The following is an 18,742-nucleotide window of genomic DNA, read 5'->3' on the forward strand; positions in this document are numbered from 1 at the left end:
GTTTGCTTAAAACGCACCATCGTGCGTCCGGTTACCCATTTCGCTGCCAAGCGAACGGCGTTTTCTAACGCCAAACCTGCCCACCCGCGTTCCTGTTCGGGCTTAGCGCGCCATCAAGGCGGCGCGCACGCTGCCGTGTTGTTTCAGCAGGGCAGCCGCTTCCGCTTCGTCAATGCCGAGCTCGTCCATCAGCATCCGTTCGCCGCGCTCCACCAACTTCACGTTGGAAAGTTTCATGTCGACCATCTTGTTGCCCCGCACGTAACCCAACCGCACAAACGTGGCCGTGGTGAGCATGTTGAGCACCATTTTCTGCGCCGAACCAGCCTTGAGGCGGGTGCTACCGGTCAGAAACTCCGGGCCCGTCACCACTTCCACGGGGAATTCCGCAGCCGCAGCCACGGCCGAGCCCGCATTGCAGACCACGCAGCCCGTGGCCACGCCCATGGCGCGCGCCTGCGTGAGGCCTCCTATCACGTAAGGAGTGCGGCCCGATGCGGCAATGCCCACCAGCACGTCCTTGCTGCTGATGCTGTGCGCCTGCAAGTCCTTCCAGGCTTGTTCGGCGTCGTCTTCCGCGCCCTCCACCGCCACCCGAATGGCCGAGTCGCCGCCCGCCATGATGCCCACTACCATTTCGGCGGGCACTCCAAACGTGGGCGGGCACTCCGAGGCATCCACCACACCCAACCGGCCACTGGTGCCAGCACCAATGTAAAAGAGCCGTCCGCCCGCCCCGAGCCGCGCCACCGTCACTTCGACCAACTGCTCTATCTGAGGCAGTGATTTGGCCACCGTTTGGGGCACTGTGTGGTCGAGCTGGTTCATGGCTTCCAGCACAGCGGTGGTGGAAAGGGTCTCGAGGTGGTCGTAGTAGGAGGGGGATTCGGTGGTCATGCGGTGGGATTATATCAAGTGGCCAATGACGGCAAAATTATCAAATACATTGGCCGTGTGCGGCGCGTCCTTGTCAAGCTCCGCCGTGAGGTCTTGCCCCGCCCAGTGCTCGTAGTGGTTGCCGCGCCGCCACAGGCGCGACTTGCTCACATCATAAATCTTGCCCTGGTACGCCACCCAGATTTCGTCGCGGTCCTGCCCGTTGCGCAGGGCCAGCTGGCCTTTGGTATAAGTTTTAGTTGTCAGTTGTTCGTTGTCAGTTGTCTGGCTCATGAGGTAACAGGTGGGCAATGCAATGCTAACAACTGACAACGAACAACTGACAACTAAAACCTAACTCAGCAGGGCTTGCAGCCGAATCCAGCGTTGCGGCAAGTCGCCCTGGGAGGCGTTCAGGTAGTCTTCGTAAGTGCAGGGCACCACGCGTTTCACGGCGTTGTCGCCTAGGCGCTCTACCTCCATCCACCACTTGTCGGCGCGGCGCGATTTGTAGAACACCAGCTTGTCGGGATTGCCGGGCAATACCACGGTGTAGGTAAGAAAGCGAAACGTGCCGAAGCCGGTTTCGGGGCGGCGGTGGTAGAAGCCTTCCACGAAATACCACAGCATGGTGGCCAGCGTGGCAGCGGCCAAGCCGTTGGGGTCGATGTCGGCCCGGTAGCCGTACAGGCCAAAAGAGCTGAGCTGCTCGTTGTGCCCGGCATACCAGCACAACTGGGCCGCGTCTTCGTTGCTGAGGCCAAAAGGGTTGGCCGGGTAGTAGCCGGGCGCGTCCTGCCACCGCAATGCCGCAATGTCCACGCTCATAAAGTCGGCCTGGCGCACCAGTGGCTCGGCCTGGCGGCGGTCCGCCCGCACTTCGCCCACGCTCATGGTTTCAAAATGCAGCTTTTCCAGCGCCACCAGCACTTCCGGGGGCGTGAGGTACTGCTGGTGCGCCAGATGCGCCAGGCTGAATATGAAATTGGGCTCGTGCACCAATTGGCGGCGCAAGTGGCTTTCCTCGGGCGCAACGCTGGAGTTGGGCTCGGCCATGTCGGCCCGCGAGTCTACTACCGTAAAGCTGATGGGGCGGTCCTGCGCTTCGTAGGCCAGGAACTGGCCGTAGTCCAGGTCGTGGCTGCCGCCAAGCAGCACCGGCACCGTGTTTTCTTCCAGCAGGGCGCCGATGATTTCGCGCAGGCGCTGGTAGGTGTCCTCCAGCGTGAGGCCGGGCCGCAGGTTGCCCAAGTCCACCAGCCGCACGTTGCCCGTCCCTTTTTGCAATTGGTAAAACCGCTGGCGCACCTCGTTGGCGCCGTGGCGCCGCGCCGACGGGGGCCCTGCCGCGCTGCCCCGCCACTCGTCCAAGCCCACAAGGGCCACGTCAGCAGCGCGCCAGTCGGGGAAGTTCTCGGTGAAGCGGGTAGCGTAGGCCGCCAGCGTAGTGGGCACGGGGGCGGCTTCGGTGAGCGTTTCCGGCAGAGGGTCAAAAAACAGGGCCAGGTTCATCAGGGACGGAAAGGCAAGCGCCCAAAATTACGCAGGAAAAAGGCGCATTTGTGGGCTTTTTGACTGTTTTTGCTCCCCGTTTGGTTTTTGCTTGTAGGCACAACGCTAGGACAACCGAAACGTTGCCGTAGCATTGCCCGAAAAAAAGCTCTTTATTTAAACTGAAATTCACTCATTCCGCTTTTTCCACCCCCACCCATGGACGTTCGCCGCGCTTTCGATATCCTGCCTCACCAACTGGCCACTTCGCCTAAAAGTGACGCTTTAGCCGCCAAGACTGACGGTCAATGGGTACCCAAAAGCACCCAGCAACTGCAAGACGAGGCCAACCTGGTCAGCCTGGGCTTGGTGGCCTTGGGCCTCAAGCACGGCGACAAAGTGGCCATCATCAGCATGAACCGGCCCGAGTGGATGCTGGCCGATTTCGGCATCTCGCAGATTGGCGCCGTGAGCGTGCCTATGTACCCGAGCATCACCGTCGAAGACTACAAATACATTTTCACCGATGCCGGCGTACGCGCCGTGTTCGTGGCCGACGAAAAGCTATACGACAAGGTGAAAGAGGCCACGGCTGGCCTCGACATTCCGGCGGAAAACATCTTTACTTTCGACCGCATTGCCGGCGCTCGTCATTTCGACGAATTGCTGGCTTTGGGCAAGAAAGGCAACGCCGCCGACCTAGAGCCCCTGAAAGCCGCCGTGCAGCCCGACGACTTGCTGACCCTCATCTACACCAGCGGCACGACCGGCAGCCCTAAGGGCGTCATGCTCAGCCACGACAACATCTTGAGCAATTGCCGCAGCTCGCAGCGCTTCGTACCCGTTACCAAGGATGATAAGGCGCTGAGCTTTCTGCCTTTGTGCCACATTTTCGAGCGGATGGTTACCTATCTCTACATGTTTAACGGCGTGAGCATTTACTACGCCGAGAGCATGGAAGTCATTGCCGACAACCTGCGCGAGGTGAAGCCCCAGATTTTCACCACCGTGCCGCGTTTGCTGGAGAAGGTGTACGACAAGATTGTGGCCAAAGGCCACGAGCAGGAAGGCGTGAAGAAAAGCCTGTTCTTCTGGGCGTTGGACTTGGGCTTGAAGTTCGACACGCAGAAGAACCAGGGCTTCATGTACAACACACAGCTGGCCCTGGCGAACAAAATCATCTTTAATAAGTGGCGCGACGCCTTGGGCGGCAACTTGCGCTGCATCGTGAGCGGCGGCGGTGCCTTGCAGCCGCGCTTAGCGCGCGTGTTCTGGGCCGCTGGTATTCGGGTGATGGAGGGCTACGGGCTGACGGAAACTTCGCCCGTGATTGCGGTGGGCGGCTACGAGCCCGAAAACAACATGATTGGTACCGTGGGGCCGATTATTGACAACGTTGAGGTCAAGATTGCGAGCGACGGCGAGATTCTTACTAAGTCGGCCTCGGTAATGAAGGGCTACTACAACAAGCCCGACCTCACGGCCAAGGAGTTCGACGAGGAAGGCTGGTTCCACACCGGCGACATTGGCGAACTGGTGAATGGCAAGTTCTTAAAAATCACCGACCGCAAGAAGGAAATGTTCAAGACCTCGGGCGGCAAGTACATTGCCCCGCAGGTTATTGAGGGCAAGCTGAAAGAAGACCCGCTCATCGAGCAAGCCATGGTGGTGGGCGCCGACCAGAAGTTTCCTTCGGCCTTGGTCATCCCCTCATTTGCCGACCTAAAAGGCTGGTGCAAGCGCAACGACGTTGACTGCAACTGCTCCAACGAGGAACTGATTAAGAACGAGAAGGTAGTGGACCTCTACGAGGACCTGGTGAAGAAGTACAACAAGAGCTTCGCGCAATGGGAGCAGGTGAAGCGCATTGTGCTGCTGCCGGAGCTGTGGAGCGTGGAGACTGGCGAACTAACGCCTACCATGAAGGTGAAGCGCAAGGTCATCACCGAGAACAACAAAGACTTGATAGAGGGCCTGTACCATCACGCCGAGAAGCGGTAGGAGTAAGAAGAGGTAGGGAGTGAGAAGCTTGAAGCCGAAGGATTGGGTTATACCTTTATGGCAAACTATCATTTCTTATTTCTTTTTAATGAAACACTCTCTACTCTTTGTGTCTGCCATCTGTGTGGGAACATTGCTTAATGGCTGTAAAGGCAAAGACGGCGACCCCGGACCCGCAGGTCCGGCCGGACCAAGCCTCACCGGTGGCATCGTAGGCTTCATGGATACCATGGACGAATTTGGTGTCACACAGGCAAAAAATGGAGTAACGGTGACTTTGGAGAACGTCACACCTGCCGTCACGGTTACTACCGATGCCAGCGGCCGTTACGAACTGGCCAATGTAAAAAGTGGTACCTACACCATGGTATATACCAAGCCCGGCTATGGTACCATCAAGGTGCAAGGCTACCCGCACGTTGGTGGCAGCCAGCCCAGTTTTCTTTACACGCGCCAGCTTATGGGCGTTTCGGGTACCACGGTTACCTCGACAGCGGTAGGTCCGATTCAAGGCACGGGAGCAAACCGGTATCGTCTGATAACGGCCGCTCTTGCCAATCCTAGCCAGTCCATAAACCGGGGGCTTCGTGCCCACATGTTCCTTGGGACTTCGGCCACCGTCACCTCAGCAACCGGGGTTAGCTACTTTAGCGGCTCTTCGAATGGCTCTACCAGTGATTTCTATATGGAAGGCCCGGCTCTTAATCAGCAGGGCTTCGCCAGCGGCTCAACCGTATATGCTATCATTTACGGTGCTCCTTACGGATACGGAGAAGACAGCTACACCGACATCATGACGGGTCGCCGGGTATACACTTGCCTGAACCCGAACGGTACGCGCGTGGTGTCGTTCATTGTACCCTAGTTTGGGTATTAGGATTTGCTGTATTTGAAAAAAGTCGTCTGAATTTTCAGACGGCTTTTTTTGTTATAAATGTTATGCAAGCCTAACAAATTATTCGTAAGTTTACCGCTCTTACAGCCCGCTTATGAAACCCGAAGAAACCGTAGACTACAACATTAAAGTGGCCTGGCACGCGATTTCGCGGATGTATAACACCCAGGCGGCGCAAAACGACATCACTACCAGCATCGGCTTCGTGTTGTTGAACATCGACCAGGAGAAGGGCACGCCGGCCACCAAAATTGCGCCGCTGCTCGGCCTCGAAACCCGCAGCCTCACCCGCATTTTGCGAAGCATGGAGGAAAAGGGCCTCATCTACAAGCAGGCCGACTCGGTGGACAAACGCTCGGTGCGCATTTTCCTCACGCCGCTTGGCTTGGAGAAAAAGGAAGTGTCGCGGCAGACCGTGCGCCACTTCAACCTGAAAATGCGGGAAAAAATCTCGCAGAGCCAGCTTGACAACTTCTTCAAAGTGGCCGCCCAGATTACGGGCATGATTGAGGGCAAGACCCTCTTCGAAGACTTTGTGCTGAAACCCTTGCGGCAGGAGCCCTCGGCAGCCTAAAAGCAGGCGGCGAACGGCTTTTGCCACCCCACTTCATTTCTTTCCCACCCCTTCACCCCATCAGAGGATGAATAGAACCATCAAGAAAGTTGCCGTGCTCGGTTCCGGCGTCATGGGCTCGCGCATTGCCTGCCACTTCGCCAACATTGGCGTGCAGGTGCTCTTGCTCGACATCGCGCCGAAAGAATTGCTGCCCGACGAAGAGAAAAAAGGCTTGAAGCTAGACGCGCCAGCGGTGAAAAACCGCTTGGTGAACGCCGCGCTGCAAGCCGCCATCACTTCCAACCCGTCGCCGCTCTACCGCAAGGCCGACGCCAGCCGCATCAAGACCGGCAACTTCGACGACAACCTGAAGGAAATTGCGGGCTGCGACTGGACCATTGAAGTGGTTGTGGAGCGCCTCGACATCAAAAAGAGCCTGTTTGAGCGCGTGGAGCAATTCCGCAAGCCCGGCACGCTCATCACCAGCAACACGAGCGGCATCCCAATTCACTTGATGACGGAAGGTCGCTCCGACGATTTCAAGAAGCATTTCTGCGGCACGCACTTCTTCAACCCGCCGCGCTACCTGAAGCTGCTCGAAATCATCCCGACGCCGGACACCGACCCGGCCATCGTGGATTTCCTGCTGCATTACGGCGACCTGTACCTGGGCAAAACCACGGTACTGGCCAAGGACACCCCGGCGTTCATCGCCAACCGGGTGGGCGTGTTCGCCATCATGGACGTGCTGCGCATCATGCAGGAGCTGGGCCTGACGGTGGAGGAAGTGGACAAGCTCACCGGCCCGGTAATTGGCCACGCCAAGTCGGCCACCTTCCGCACTTCCGACGTGGTAGGCCTTGATACCTTGATGAACGTGGCCAATGGCCTGGCCCAGGGCCTGCCAAACGACGAAGCCAAGGACGTATTCCAGCTGCCCGATTTCCTCAAGAAAATGGGCGAGAACAAGTGGCTGGGCGACAAAACCGGCCAGGGATTCTACAAGAAAGTAAAAGGCGAAGGCGGCAAGTCGGAAATTCAGGCGCTGGACCTTGCTACGCTGGAATACAAGCCCAGCGCCAAGGTGAAGTTCACGACGTTGGAGCTAACGAAGAGCATGGATACCCTGGCGCCGCGCTTTGCGGTGCTGGTAACGGGTAAGGACAAAGCCGGCGAATTCTACCGCAAGAGCTTCGGCAGCCTGTTTGCCTACGTGACCAACCGCGTGCCCGAAATCACCGACGCGCTCTACAAGATTGACGACGCCCTCCGCGCCGGTTTCGGCTGGGAAATGGGGCCGTTTGAAACCTGGGACGCCATGGGTGTGCAAAAAGGCATCGAGCTGATGCAAGCCGAAGGCAAGCAGCCCGCTGCCTGGGTTACTGAAATGCTGGCCGCCGGCCACACCACGTTCTACAAAGTAAACGCGGCCGGCAGTAAGGAATACTACGACGCCGAGACCAAGAGCTACCAGCCCATCCGCGGCGTGGAGAATTTCATCATTCTTGACAACCTGCGGACCACCGGCAAGGTGCTGTGGAAAAACGCTGGCGCCTCAATCATCGACCTCGGCGATGGCATCCTGAACGTGGAGTTCCATTCCAAGATGAACTCGCTGGGGCAGGACGTTATCGAAGGCGTGCTGCGCGGCGTTGACATGGCTGAAGCCGGCTACCGCGGCCTCGTGATTGGCAACGACGCGCCGAACTTCTCGGCCGGCGCTAACCTGGGCTTGGTGTACATGCAGGCGCTCGAGCAGGAGTTTGAGGAGCTGAACATGATGATTGCGCAGTTCCAGAACGCCATGATGCGCATGCGCTACAGCAGCATTCCGGTGGTGGGCGCCCCGCACGGCCTCGCGCTGGGCGGCGGTTGCGAAATCAACCTGCACTGCGACCGGGTGGTGGCCGCGGCCGAAACCTATATGGGCCTCGTTGAATTCGGCGTGGGCCTGATTCCGGCCGGCGGCGGTACCAAGGAAATGACCTTGCGCACGGCGGCCAAGTACGAAGAAGGCGAGCCCGAGCTCAACCTGATTCGCAATACCTACATGACTATCAGCACGGCCAAAGTTTCGACGTCGGCCGCTGAGGCGTTCGACCTTGGCTTCATGCGCCGCGGCGACGAGATTGTGGTGAACAGCAACCGCGTGATTGCCGCCGCCAAAGCCGCCGCCCTCGACCTGGCCGATGCCGGCTACACCCAGCCGATGCCGAAAACCAACATCAAAGTGCACGGCAAGGGCGCGCTGGCCATGTTCAAAACCGGCGTGTACGCCATGCAGCAGGGCAACTACATCTCGACGCACGACCAGCTCATTGCCGACAAACTGGCTTACGTGATGTGCGGCGGCGACCTCTCGTCGCCCACGGAAGTGAGCGAGCAGTACCTGCTGGATTTGGAGCGCGAAGCCTTCCTCAGCCTCTGCGGCGAGCGCAAGACGCTGGAGCGCATCCAGAGCATCCTGACCACCGGCAAGCCGCTGCGCAACTAATCATTTGTCATGCTAACAAAGGCGGCATCTTATCACAGCCGCTTTTGTTAGCGTTTTAACAACCCCCAGCAGCGCCGGCGTGATAAGGGCCTTCGCTGCACTCAGGATGACAATCAACTTAACATGTCTAACACTGCATATATCGTAGCCGGTTACCGCACGGCCGTGGGCAAAGCCACCCGCGGCGGTTTCCGCTTCACTCGGCCCGACGACCTCGCAGCCACCGTTATCAAGCACCTCGTGGCCCAAGTGCCGGCGCTTGACCCCGCGCGCATCGACGACGTACTGGTGGGCAATGCCGTGCCCGAAGCCGAGCAAGGCCTGCAAATGGGCCGCCTCATTTCGCTGCTGGCGTTGCCCATCAACGTGCCCGGCCTCATCGTGAACCGCTACTGCGGCTCCGGCGTGGAAACCATTGCCATGGCCGTGGGCAAAATCTCGGCCGGTATGGCCGACTGCATCATTGCCGGCGGCACCGAGAGCATGAGCATGGTGCCCACCGTGGGCTGGAAAACCGTGCCCAACTACAACTTGGCCACCAAGCACCCCGACTACTACATGGGTATGGGCCTCACGGCCGAAGCCGTGGCCAACGACTACAAAATCAGCCGCCAGGACCAGGACGAATTCTCTTACAACTCGCACCAGAAGGCCATCAAGGCCATCGAAGGCGGCAAGTTTAAGAAGCAAATTGTGCCCGTGACTGTGGACGAAACCTACGTGGACCAGGCCACCGGCAAGAAGAAAACCCGCTCGTTCGTGGTGGATACCGACGAAGGTCCGCGCGCCGACACCTCGGTGGAAGCCCTCGCCAAACTGCGCCCCGTGTTCGCCGCCAACGGCACCGTGACAGCCGGCAACTCTTCCCAAACTTCCGACGGTGCTGCCTTCGTGCTGGTAATGTCGGAGCGCATGGTGAAAGAATTGAACCTGGAGCCCATTGCCCGCATGGTCAATTACGCTTCCGAAGGCGTTGACCCGCGCATCATGGGCATGGGCCCGATGGTGGCTGTGCCCAAAGTGCTGAAACAAGCCGGCATGAAGCTCGAGGACATCGATTTGATTGAAATGAACGAGGCGTTTGCCTCACAGTCCATCGCCGTGATGCGCGAACTGGACATGAACCCCGAAAAGCTGAACGTGAACGGCGGCGCCATTGCCTTGGGCCACCCCCTGGGCTGCTCCGGTGCCAAGCTCTCCATCCAGCTATTCGACGAGCTGCGCGAGCGCGGCCAGAAGTACGGCATGGTCACTGCCTGCGTGGGCGGCGGCCAAGGCGTGGCCGGTATTTACGAGTTGCTAAAGTAGCCAAGGCAGTTATCGGCGAAAGAAAGCCCCGCTCACCCGGGGTTTTCTTTCGCCGATATAGTAGGCGTGCCTAACATTTTTTCTTATATTGCAACACTAAAACCGCTGGCTCATTGTTTGTCTAAATAGTAGGCTAGCCTAACAATTTTTAATCTTAATCCCCACCTTAACCGTCATGGAAGTAACGCAGCAAGCCAGCCTGAAGGGCGGCGAATTCATCATTAAACCGACGGATGCGCAGAGCGTCTTCACGCCGGCTGATTTCACCGAGGAGCAGAATTACATGCACCAAACCTGCCTGGATTTCGTGCAGGCTGAAGTGCACCCGCTGCTCGAGCGCCTCGACAACCACGAGGAGGGCCTGATGCGCGGCCTGATGGAAAAGGCTGGTCAACTCGGCCTGTTTGGGGTGAGCGTGCCCGAGCAATTCGGCGGCCTCGACATGGATTTCCCCACGGCCCTGCGCGTGACCGAAGGCGTGGGCGGCGGCCACTCGTTCCCCGTAGCGTTTGCGGCCCACACGGGCATTGCCCTGCTGCCTATTCTGTATTTCGGCAACGACGAGCAGAAGGCCAAGTACCTGCCCGGCCTCACCAGTGGCGAGCTGATGGGTGCTTACTGCCTCACCGAGCCCGGCTCCGGTTCCGACGCCCTGGGCGCCAAAACCAAAGCTGTGCTCAACGCCGAAGGCACGCACTACGTGCTGAATGGCCAGAAAATGTGGATTACGAACGCCGGTTTTGCCGACGTATTCATCGTGTTTGCCCAGATTGACGGCGACAAGTTCACCGGTTTCATCGTGGAGAAAAACACGCCCGGCCTGAGCCTTGGCAACGAGGAGCACAAGATGGGCATCAAGGGCAGCAGCACGCGTCAGGTGTTCCTGGCTGATGCCTTGGTGCCGAAAGAGAACGTGCTGGGCGAGATTGGCAAAGGCCACCTCATCGCCTTCAACGTGCTGAACATCGGTCGCATCAAGCTGGCCGCTGCCTGCTTGGGCGCAGCTAAAATGGCGGCTACGTTGAGCGTGAAGTATGCCAACGAGCGGGTGCAGTTCAAACTGCCCATCTCCAAGTTTGGCGCCATTCGGCACAAGCTGGCGCAGCAGGCCGTGCGTCTCTACGCTGTCGAGTCGGCTATTTACCGCGCGGGCTCCGACATCTACCGCATGGAGCAGCAACTCATGGCGGAGGGCAAAGGCTCGAACGAGGCCTTGCTAGGCGCTGCCCGCGAGTTTGCCGTGGAGTGCGCCATTCTGAAAGTGGAAGGCTCGGAAGTGCTTGATTATGTAGTGGACGAAGGCGTGCAGGTGTACGGTGGCTACGGCTTCTCGGCCGACTACCCCATGGACCGTGCCTACCGCGACTCACGCATCAACCGCATTTTCGAAGGCACCAACGAAATCAACCGCCTCCTGGCCGTTGACATGATTTTGAAGAAAGGCCTGAAAGGTGAAATCGACCTGATGGGCCCGGCCCAGGCGGTGCAGCAAGAGCTGCTGAGCATCCCCAGCCTGAGCCAGGACGAGGCCACCGGCCTGTTCAGCAAGGAGTACAAGACCATTGCCAACCTGAAGAAGGCGGTGCTCATGGTTGCTGGTTCGGCTGTGCAGAAGTTTACTGCCACCCTCGCCAAGGAGCAGGAGTTGTTGATGAACATCGCCGACATGGCCATCAAGGTGTACATCGCCGAGAGCACCCTGTTGCGCGTGGAGAAGGAAGCCGCGGCCAAGGGCGAAGAAGTCCTGGCTGCCGAGATTGACATTGCCCGCGTGTACCTAGCCGATGCCGTGGACATTGTGGAGAAGGCCGGCAAAGACGCCGTTGGCAGCATGGCCGAGGGCGACGAGCAGCGCCTGTTGCTCATGGGCCTGAAGCGCTTCACCAAGACCGAGCTGTTGAACGTGAAGGAATCGCGCCGCCGCATCGCCGCCAAGCTGATTGAAGCCAACGAGTACAGCTTCTAATCCACCTTTTGGTCTAGTAAACAAGAAAGCCGCTCCCGACTGGGAGCGGCTTTCTTGTTTTTAGGACAGTCCAGAGGCTACTTCACTACCACCTTTTCCAGCTGCAACGCGGCCGATTTTTTGCTCGGTCGGCTCACGGCGATGATGGTTTTCTCGTTGAGCCAGCCCGTAAAGTCTTTCACGTAAGCCAATTGCTGGTCGGCCGCCACGTTTAGCTTGAGGCGTTCGGGAGCGCCTACCACGCCGGTTTGCGCATTGATGCGGCGCAGGTAGAGGTCCGATTTTTTGTCAATGCTTTCGAGGGTAACCAGCTGGATGGTGTTGCCGAACACCGCCGCCCGGAAACCAATGCCGGTGAAACTGTCCACGGCCGGCGCAACTTGGTTTTTGGCCACAATGCTGTGCCAGGTGGGCTGGCCGTATTCGTTGTAGCCGAACACGTGCAGCTCACGGGCGTGTACGGGCGATTCGCTGCCGCCTTCCTCAAAATGCCGCTCGGCAATCACCACCAGTTGCTTCTCGGGCGTGAGCAGCAACTCGCCCAGATATACATCCTGCAGCTGTTTCACGTCCACGCCACTGGCTTTGCTTACTTCGGCCAGGTAGGCAGGCGTGAAGCGAAACTCCGGCGAGAACTTCATGTCGCCGGCGCCGCTAAAGTCGTATTTCACCACCTTCAGGCTGTAGTATTCTCCGCTCACGTAGTCGGCGCACAGCGCGGCGGCGTACAGGCTGCCATCGTTGAGCACGGTGAAGCGGGCATCGCGGATGGTGACGGCCTTGCCGCCAAAAGTGCCGCCCACGGGCACTCCCAGGACTTTAATTTCGGGAGAATTGTCGGCGGTGTAGCGGCGCACGGTCAGCTTCTTCATGCCGTCGCTAACCATTGTCACGTACTGCGTGCCGTCGTTGGCCACGTGCACGGTCGGGGAGAAGAAGTCGCCCTGGTCGCGGAAATTGTAGGCCTTCTGTTGCAGCTGATTCAAGTTCTGGTCGAACAGCGTGGACGCAATGCTTACCACCTGCTGCCCGCGGGTGAGGTAGCGAAACGCCAGCAGCCGCGACCCATCGGGCGAGATGGAAACGCTGGGACGCCGGTCGCGGGGTGCCACCGCCATCACCATTTTAGCCGGGCTGCGCTGGCCGTTTTGCATGTTCACGGCCACCACGCTAAGGTTTTGGCCGCCATCGTCTTTGTGATGCAGCACCACCAAGGCTTGCTGCGGGCCCCGCCCGAAGGCTTCCAACGTTTCGCCTGGGTTGATGGGAATGGTGGTGCTCCATTGCTTTTTCAACTCGACGTCGTAGCGCTCCACGGAGTAGCCGCCTGCGCTTTGGTGCGCCAGAATCACAAACCCCGAACCATCGGCCAGGGGCAGCGTCTTGCGCGGCACGCGCATGTCGTACCGGTCGGGCCCTTGCTCCGGCAGGTAGCTAAAAGGGGCGGACTTTACTTTTTGAGCCATCACCGGGGCTGCGCTGCCCGTCAGCATCCATCCCGTCAATCCAATCAGCAATGCTCTATGCAACATATAAGGTGGCTAAGGTTGAAAATAAACACAGGTTTCGGCCCAATGGCCTGGCCAAAAGTACCGCCCGCAGGCTGCATTGGCCCACTTTGGCCAGCTTGTAGCTCAGCCAACAGGTGGAGCTAACAAAAAAATGTTCTAAGCATAACACTAATAGGGTCACTTCCGTACAGGGACACCGTTTACTTCGTGTCGGCTCCCGGAAGCCCCAAATCAGCAACCTGGATTAGACAGAAATAGGGACAATTCAACGTGCGTCAGCGGCCTTTAAACGTCTGGTTTCACGATTTCAACCAACACCTACCCACTTAGCCTGCATATAGGCTTACCTTTGCACCCGCATTACGTTATACTAGCATGAAATCATTACTCAAGTTTAGTCTCTTGTCTGCCCTGATTATCAGCGGCAAACTCACCAAACAGGCCGCTCCGGTGGCCGTGGCCCAGACCGTAGAGACTACTACCATCCCCGATACTTCGGTTGTATTTGTTCATCACATGCTGCCCAACGAAACGGTAAAGCCTGTTCGACAGCAAAGCCAGACTCGGCAGAGCAATCCATCGTTTGTCTCCCAAATGTTTTAGGTTAAAGCAACGACTTGCAAGTAAGTCGTTTTTTTTTGCCCTAGAAAAACCAGGACCATCCTTAACTGATTCGGCTCCAATTGACGGCCGTGGCCGGCAGGCTCTCAATGTGCCGACGGATGTTGGCGTTGTCTGGGTGCACTAAGTCGGGGTCTTCTGTCAGCAGGGTTTGCGCGGCGGCTCGGCTCTCGCTCAGAATGCGGCCGTCTTTGGCCAGGTCGGCAATGAGCAAGTCCAGCACTCCGCTTTGCTGAGTGCCCATGAGGTCGCCCGGGCCGCGCAGCTTCAGGTCGATGTCGGCTATTTCGAACCCGTTGTTGGTGCGGACCATGGTTTCCAGGCGGGTGCGGGCGTCTTTGCTTAGCTTGAAGCCCGTCATCAGGATGCAGTAGCTCTGGTCGGCGCCCCGGCCCACCCGGCCACGGAGCTGGTGCAGCTGCGAAAGCCCAAACCGCTCGGCCGACTCAATGACCATTACGGAGGCGTTGGGCACGTTCACGCCGACTTCGATAACGGTGGTTGCCACCATAATCTGGGTTTCACGCTTGATGAAGCGCTGCATCTCGAAATCCTTCTCCTCCGCCTTCATGCGCCCGTGCACAATGCTGATTTGGAACTCCGGAAAGGCGCGGGATACGCTTTCGTAGCCGTCGGTTAGGTCTTTGTAGTCCATCGTTTCCGACTCCTCAATCAGCGGGTACACGATGTAAACCTGCCGGCCCAGCTTGACTTGGTCGCGAATGAACTCGAACACTTTCAGGCGGTTGGCGTCGTATCGGTGCACGGTCACGATGGGTTTCCGGCCGGCGGGTAGCTCGTCAATCACGCTCACGTCGAGGTCGCCATATAGCGTCATGGCCAGGGTGCGCGGGATGGGCGTGGCCGTCATCACCAGCACGTGGGGGATGATGTGTGGGTTTTTCTGCCACAGCTTCGAGCGCTGAGCCACCCCAAAACGGTGTTGCTCGTCCATGATGGTGAGGCCCAGGTTGCGGAACTGCACCACGTCTTCTAGCAAAGCGTGGGTGCCCACCAGCATGTGCATGGTGCCGTTGCGCAGGGCTTCGTGCAACACGCGCCGTTCGGCCGTGCGGGTACTGCCCGTGAGTTTGCCAATGCTGATGCCCAACTCGTCGGCATACACTTTCAAACCGGTGTAATGCTGGTCGGCCAGAATTTCGGTGGGGGCCATGATGCAGCTTTGGGCGCCGTTGTCGGCCGCCATCAGCATGGCAATGAAGGCCACAATGGTTTTGCCCGAGCCCACGTCGCCTTGCAGCAGGCGGTTCATCTGCCGCCCAGTGCAAAAATCCTTATAAATGTCATGGATAACGCGTTTTTGCGCGCCGGTTAGGTCAAACGTCAGATGGTTTTTGTAAAAGTCCACTAGAGTTGGGACTTCTTTAAAAATCTGACCCGCGAGCGTCACTTTGCGCTGGTCGCGCTGCCGTAGCAGCTTGAGTTGCACGTAAAACAGCTCTTCAAACTTCAGGCGGAACTTGGCTGCGGCTAGTAGCTCGGGGCTTTGCGGGAAGTGAATCTGTTGCAGCGCCTGGGCCTTGCTCATCAGGCCGTAGTGCTCTACGAGTGCCGGCGACAACGACTCCGTGATGTGAGACTGGGCTAGCTTCAGCAGCTCGGCCACCATCCGCATGATGGCTTTGCTGTCGACGCGGTGATAATTCTTGAGCTTCTCCGACGTGTTGTATACCGGCTGCAGGAAGCTTTGGCCCGGTTTGGCTTCGGTTACTTCCTCCAGTTCCGGGTGGGCCATCTGTGGCCGGCCGTTGAACATGGTGGGCTTGCCGAAAACGATGTATTCCTGATTATTTTTGGTGTATTGCTGCACCCACTTCACGCCCTTGAACCACACCACTTCCAGCTCGCCGGTGCCGTCGCCCACCTTGGCCACCAGGCGCTGCTTGGGGCCTTCGCCAATTAATTCTTTGCCGCGCAGCAGGCCCTTTACTTGCACGTAAGGCAAGTCGTCGTGCAAATCGGCAATGCTATACACCTGCGTCCGGTCCAGGTAACGGAAAGGGTAGCGCTGAATCAGGTCCCCGTAGGTGAACAGCCCCAACTCCTTGCCCAGCAACTGTGCGCGCTGGGTACTGCCCACCGTGCGCAAAAACTCCAGCCGGGTATTGAAGAAATTACTCATTCTTCGTCCCTACTTATACTTCAGCGTGTTAATCATGCGTACCATGTCGGTTTTCACGTATTCAATCACGGGCGCCAGCGAGTCGTTGGCCGTGGCCGTTTTGAAGTACAGGGCCCCGCGCAGGAAGTGCTTGGTGCTATCGGTGGTGTAGAACTGAAACTGGCTGGGCACCTCGCCCTGCAGTTCAAACACCGAAGCCCGAATGCCGCTGGGCGTCTTCAAAATGCGCTCATCAATGGCCGTGGCCTTGATTTCGTGCTTGCCCGTCAGTTTGCGGGCGTCCTCCATCATCTTGTTGTACAGGCGCCGGTCGCGCTGCACGTCCATGTAGGTAATCTGCACGTTGGCGTTCAGCTTGGGGTAGTACACGTTCAGCCAGTGCGGCTGCGCCATGTACGAAGAGTCCCGCTTTATCACCGCTTCCTTTGAGTATTCGAAAGAATAAGGATGGCCGCCGGGCAGTTGCTGGTAGCTGTGCTTCGGCAAATCGATGCGGTTGTAGCCTTTGGGCTTGGGCGTAAAATCCGGCGCCGACGAGCAGCCCGCCAGCAACCCAACTCCCACCATCAGCCCAAGTGTTATTCTCAGTATCGACACCACGTAGTTTATGCTTAAAAATGACAACGCGGCCACTGGCTGCGCCTCACGGGACCAAAGGTAACCGGTGGCCCGTGCCGGTGGCAACGAAAAAAGCCCCGGTCAAGTGCCGGGGCTTTGGGTATTCGTTTCAATACTGGGCTAAAAAGGCAGCTGGTCTAGCTCCGGCTCTTGGCGAAACGTCTGCTGAGCTTCGGGCGCGGCCGCGTCATTAGCCGGGCCGCTTCCCTGCGGACGGCCGCCCAGCATCGAAATTTCATCGGCGATGATTTCGGTGATGTAGCGCGTCTGCTGGTCCTTGTCCTGGTACTGACGGGTACGCAGCTTGCCTTCAATGTAGACTTGTTGGCCCTTTTTCAAAAACTTGTCGGCCATGTCGGCCAAGCCGCGCCAGGCCGAGATGTTGTGCCACTCGGTGCGTTCCACCCGGGTGCCTTGCTTGTCTTTGTAATACTCGTTGGTGGCGAGGGTGAAGTGAGCCACGCTCACGCCGCCTTCCAAATGGCGCACTTCGGGGTCTTTGCCCAGGTTGCCTACCAAAATCACCTTGTTCACTCCGGCCATATTATTGCACGTTAGGAAATACAGAATCAAAAAAGCCACCCGGCTTTTCCTTGCCTTAAAGATACGGAGACGAATTTAAGTTAGCTAATATTTTGCTAAAATTATCGGCAATAATTTCTAATTAGAATGGCAAGCCGTACTCACAAGTATTGGCCACAGTAATTAGCAATGAGCTTGGGCTTCGGCAGAGCCTCTATTTCGTCAACCGAATACGCCCGCAAGCCTAAGTCGCGCAGCGTAGCTTCGGGCAACGGTTGCGTTAGGGACATGGGGTGAAACCGCGCTTCTAGTTTCTGATGGCTCAGCACGTGGCGGTAAGCGGACGTTGGCTCGGCGGCTTGGCTGGTATCTAGCTCTGCGCCCAGGGCGTCGAGGTGGCGCACCAGTTCCGCCGGAGGCAGGTCCGGCACCAACGTCTCCGCCATCGCAAAATCGTAGAGCCCCTGCCAGATGTCCTTCTCCCGGCGCTCGCGCAGATAAGTCTGCTGGCCATGCCGCAACACGAAGTAGTGGAAGTAGCGCGTTCGCGAGGCTTTGGCCTTGCTCTTCACCGGCAGCAATGCCACTTCGCCATGTTGGAACGCCCAGCACTGGCTTTGCAATGGGCAAAACAAGCAATCAGGCTTGGCCGGCGTGCATTGAATGGCCCCAAACTCCATGATGGCTTGGTTGAAGTCGGCTGGTGCAGTAGCCGGAATGTGCTGGTCGGCCACCGCCTGGAACTCCTTGCGCGAGCTGGGGGCGGCAATGTCGGAATGCAAACCAAAAATGCGGGCCAATACACGGTACACGTTGCCGTCGAGCACCGCAACGGCCTCATCAAAAGCAAAAGAGGCAATGGCTGCCGCAGTGTAGGGCCCCACGCCGCGCAGTTTCAGCAAGCCGGCGTAGTTGTTGGGAAATTGCCCACCGTATTCGGCCACCACTTGCTGGGCGGTGTGGTGCATGTTGCGGGCCCGGGAGTAGTAGCCCAATCCTTGCCAGTAGCGCAACACTTCGGCCTCGGGCGCAGCCGCCAACTCTTGAACCGTGGGGTACGCCGCCAGAAAAGTTTCGTAGTAGGGAAGGCCCTGTGCCACCCGGGTTTGCTGCAGGATGACCTCCGACAGCCAAATAGCGTATGGGTCACGAGTGTGGCGCCACGGCAAGTCGCGATGATGGCGCGGATACCAAGCCAGCAACGCCGCCGCTAGAAAGGAAGAATTTGTCAAAATTTTGAAAGAGAATAATTTGGACCAGGGAGTTGTTTAGACGCTCAGGTTGGTAAAACAAAAAAAGGGGACTACCTTTGTGGCCCCAATTCAAGGGCGAACCGCCTACCGGGCAAGGGCTTACGCTGGAATCTGGGATTTTTTGCCTAAAAATGTATTTTTTTTCAACCACCTAAGTACCATACCAACGTGACTAAAGCTGAGGTAATCGCCGAAATCTCCACGAAGACCGGCATCGAGAAAGCAGATGTATTGATGACTGTTGAGGCTTTCTTCAAAGTCGTGAAAGATTCCATGACGGAAGGCAACAACATTTATGTGCGCGGCTTTGGCTCGTTCGTGAACAAGAAGCGCGCCCGTAAAGTAGCCCGCAACATCTCGAAAAACACGTCGCTCATCATCGAAGAGCACTATATCCCGAGCTTCAAGCCGTCGAAAACTTTCGTGGCAAAAATCAAGAACAGCAAGAAGGTTAAAGCCGTTTCGGCCAAAGCCTAAGTTTTTTGGT

General features: G+C 57.9%; 16 protein-coding genes. 8 read left to right on the plus strand and 8 right to left on the minus strand.

Features of this window, described 5'->3' with window-relative positions:
• Positions 1-102: 102 nt before the first annotated feature.
• The 3 genes from murQ to VF629_RS20510 are packed head-to-tail and all read right to left on the minus strand — an operon-like array spanning position 103 to position 2,388.
• Positions 103-897, minus strand: a complete 795-nt coding sequence (gene murQ / locus VF629_RS20500; RefSeq protein WP_331060369.1) for an N-acetylmuramic acid 6-phosphate etherase — start codon at positions 895-897, stop codon at positions 103-105.
• Between the two features lie 9 nt (positions 898-906).
• Positions 907-1,170 carry a cytochrome b5 domain-containing protein gene (locus VF629_RS20505; protein ID WP_331060370.1) on the minus strand — a complete coding sequence of 88 codons (264 nt, stop codon included), beginning with the start codon at positions 1,168-1,170 and terminating at the stop codon, positions 907-909.
• A 60-nt stretch (positions 1,171-1,230) separates the two neighbouring features.
• Entirely contained in the window at positions 1,231-2,388 is a 1,158-nt protein-coding gene (locus VF629_RS20510) for a formimidoylglutamase (RefSeq protein WP_331060371.1), read from the minus strand.
• Between the two features lie 198 nt (positions 2,389-2,586).
• Here VF629_RS20510 and VF629_RS20515 point away from each other — a divergent pair, with 198 nt between their 5' ends.
• From VF629_RS20515 to VF629_RS20540, 6 genes are all read left to right on the plus strand, one after another.
• The gene (locus tag VF629_RS20515) at positions 2,587-4,368 is read left to right on the plus strand and encodes a long-chain fatty acid--CoA ligase (protein ID WP_331060372.1); all 1,782 of its coding nucleotides are present in this window, start codon (positions 2,587-2,589) and stop codon (positions 4,366-4,368) included.
• 88 nt (positions 4,369-4,456) lie between these two features.
• Positions 4,457-5,233 (plus strand): carboxypeptidase-like regulatory domain-containing protein, encoded by a 777-nt coding sequence (locus tag VF629_RS20520; RefSeq protein ID WP_331060373.1) that lies wholly within the window; start codon positions 4,457-4,459, stop codon positions 5,231-5,233.
• A gap of 124 nt (positions 5,234-5,357) precedes the next feature.
• Complete coding sequence (locus tag VF629_RS20525) at positions 5,358-5,837, plus strand: MarR family winged helix-turn-helix transcriptional regulator (RefSeq protein ID WP_331060374.1); 480 nt, start codon at positions 5,358-5,360, stop codon at positions 5,835-5,837.
• Between the two features lie 67 nt (positions 5,838-5,904).
• A complete protein-coding gene (locus tag VF629_RS20530) occupies positions 5,905-8,313 on the plus strand; it encodes a 3-hydroxyacyl-CoA dehydrogenase/enoyl-CoA hydratase family protein (protein ID WP_331060375.1) in 2,409 nt (802 codons plus the stop codon).
• 123 nt (positions 8,314-8,436) lie between these two features.
• A complete protein-coding gene (locus tag VF629_RS20535) occupies positions 8,437-9,621 on the plus strand; it encodes an acetyl-CoA C-acyltransferase (RefSeq protein ID WP_331060376.1) in 1,185 nt (394 codons plus the stop codon).
• A gap of 175 nt (positions 9,622-9,796) precedes the next feature.
• Positions 9,797-11,587, plus strand: a complete 1,791-nt coding sequence (locus VF629_RS20540; RefSeq protein ID WP_331060377.1) for an acyl-CoA dehydrogenase family protein — start codon at positions 9,797-9,799, stop codon at positions 11,585-11,587.
• A gap of 77 nt (positions 11,588-11,664) precedes the next feature.
• On the opposite strand, the gene VF629_RS20545 is transcribed toward VF629_RS20540, so the two are convergent.
• Entirely contained in the window at positions 11,665-13,119 is a 1,455-nt protein-coding gene (locus VF629_RS20545; protein WP_331060378.1) for a hypothetical protein, read from the minus strand.
• A 381-nt stretch (positions 13,120-13,500) separates the two neighbouring features.
• On the opposite strand from VF629_RS20545, the gene VF629_RS20550 reads away from it, so the two are divergent.
• Entirely contained in the window at positions 13,501-13,701 is a 201-nt protein-coding gene (locus VF629_RS20550) for a hypothetical protein (protein WP_331060379.1), read from the plus strand.
• A gap of 61 nt (positions 13,702-13,762) precedes the next feature.
• Here VF629_RS20550 and recG read toward each other — a convergent pair whose 3' ends face one another.
• The 4 genes from recG to mutY all read right to left on the minus strand — a co-directional run bounded on the left by recG (position 13,763) and on the right by mutY (position 18,234).
• Positions 13,763-15,862, minus strand: coding sequence for an ATP-dependent DNA helicase RecG (recG, locus tag VF629_RS20555; RefSeq protein ID WP_331060380.1), 2,100 nt, complete (start codon positions 15,860-15,862; stop codon positions 13,763-13,765).
• Positions 15,863-15,871: 9 nt separating this feature from the next.
• On the minus strand, positions 15,872-16,429 hold the full coding sequence (gene gldD / locus VF629_RS20560; RefSeq protein WP_331060381.1) for a gliding motility lipoprotein GldD: 558 nt from the start codon (positions 16,427-16,429) through the stop codon (positions 15,872-15,874).
• A gap of 171 nt (positions 16,430-16,600) precedes the next feature.
• Positions 16,601-17,023 (minus strand): single-stranded DNA-binding protein, encoded by a 423-nt coding sequence (locus tag VF629_RS20565; protein WP_331060382.1) that lies wholly within the window; start codon positions 17,021-17,023, stop codon positions 16,601-16,603.
• A gap of 140 nt (positions 17,024-17,163) precedes the next feature.
• Positions 17,164-18,234, minus strand: a complete 1,071-nt coding sequence (gene mutY, locus VF629_RS20570; protein WP_331060383.1) for an A/G-specific adenine glycosylase — start codon at positions 18,232-18,234, stop codon at positions 17,164-17,166.
• Between the two features lie 189 nt (positions 18,235-18,423).
• Here mutY and VF629_RS20575 point away from each other — a divergent pair, with 189 nt between their 5' ends.
• The gene (locus VF629_RS20575; RefSeq protein WP_331060384.1) at positions 18,424-18,732 is read left to right on the plus strand and encodes an HU family DNA-binding protein; all 309 of its coding nucleotides are present in this window, start codon (positions 18,424-18,426) and stop codon (positions 18,730-18,732) included.
• The last annotated feature ends 10 nt before the right edge of the window (positions 18,733-18,742 follow it).

The sequence above is a fragment of the Hymenobacter sp. genome, assembly GCF_036388155.1.
In the GTDB taxonomy this organism is placed as follows: Bacteria; Bacteroidota; Bacteroidia; order Cytophagales; family Hymenobacteraceae; genus Hymenobacter.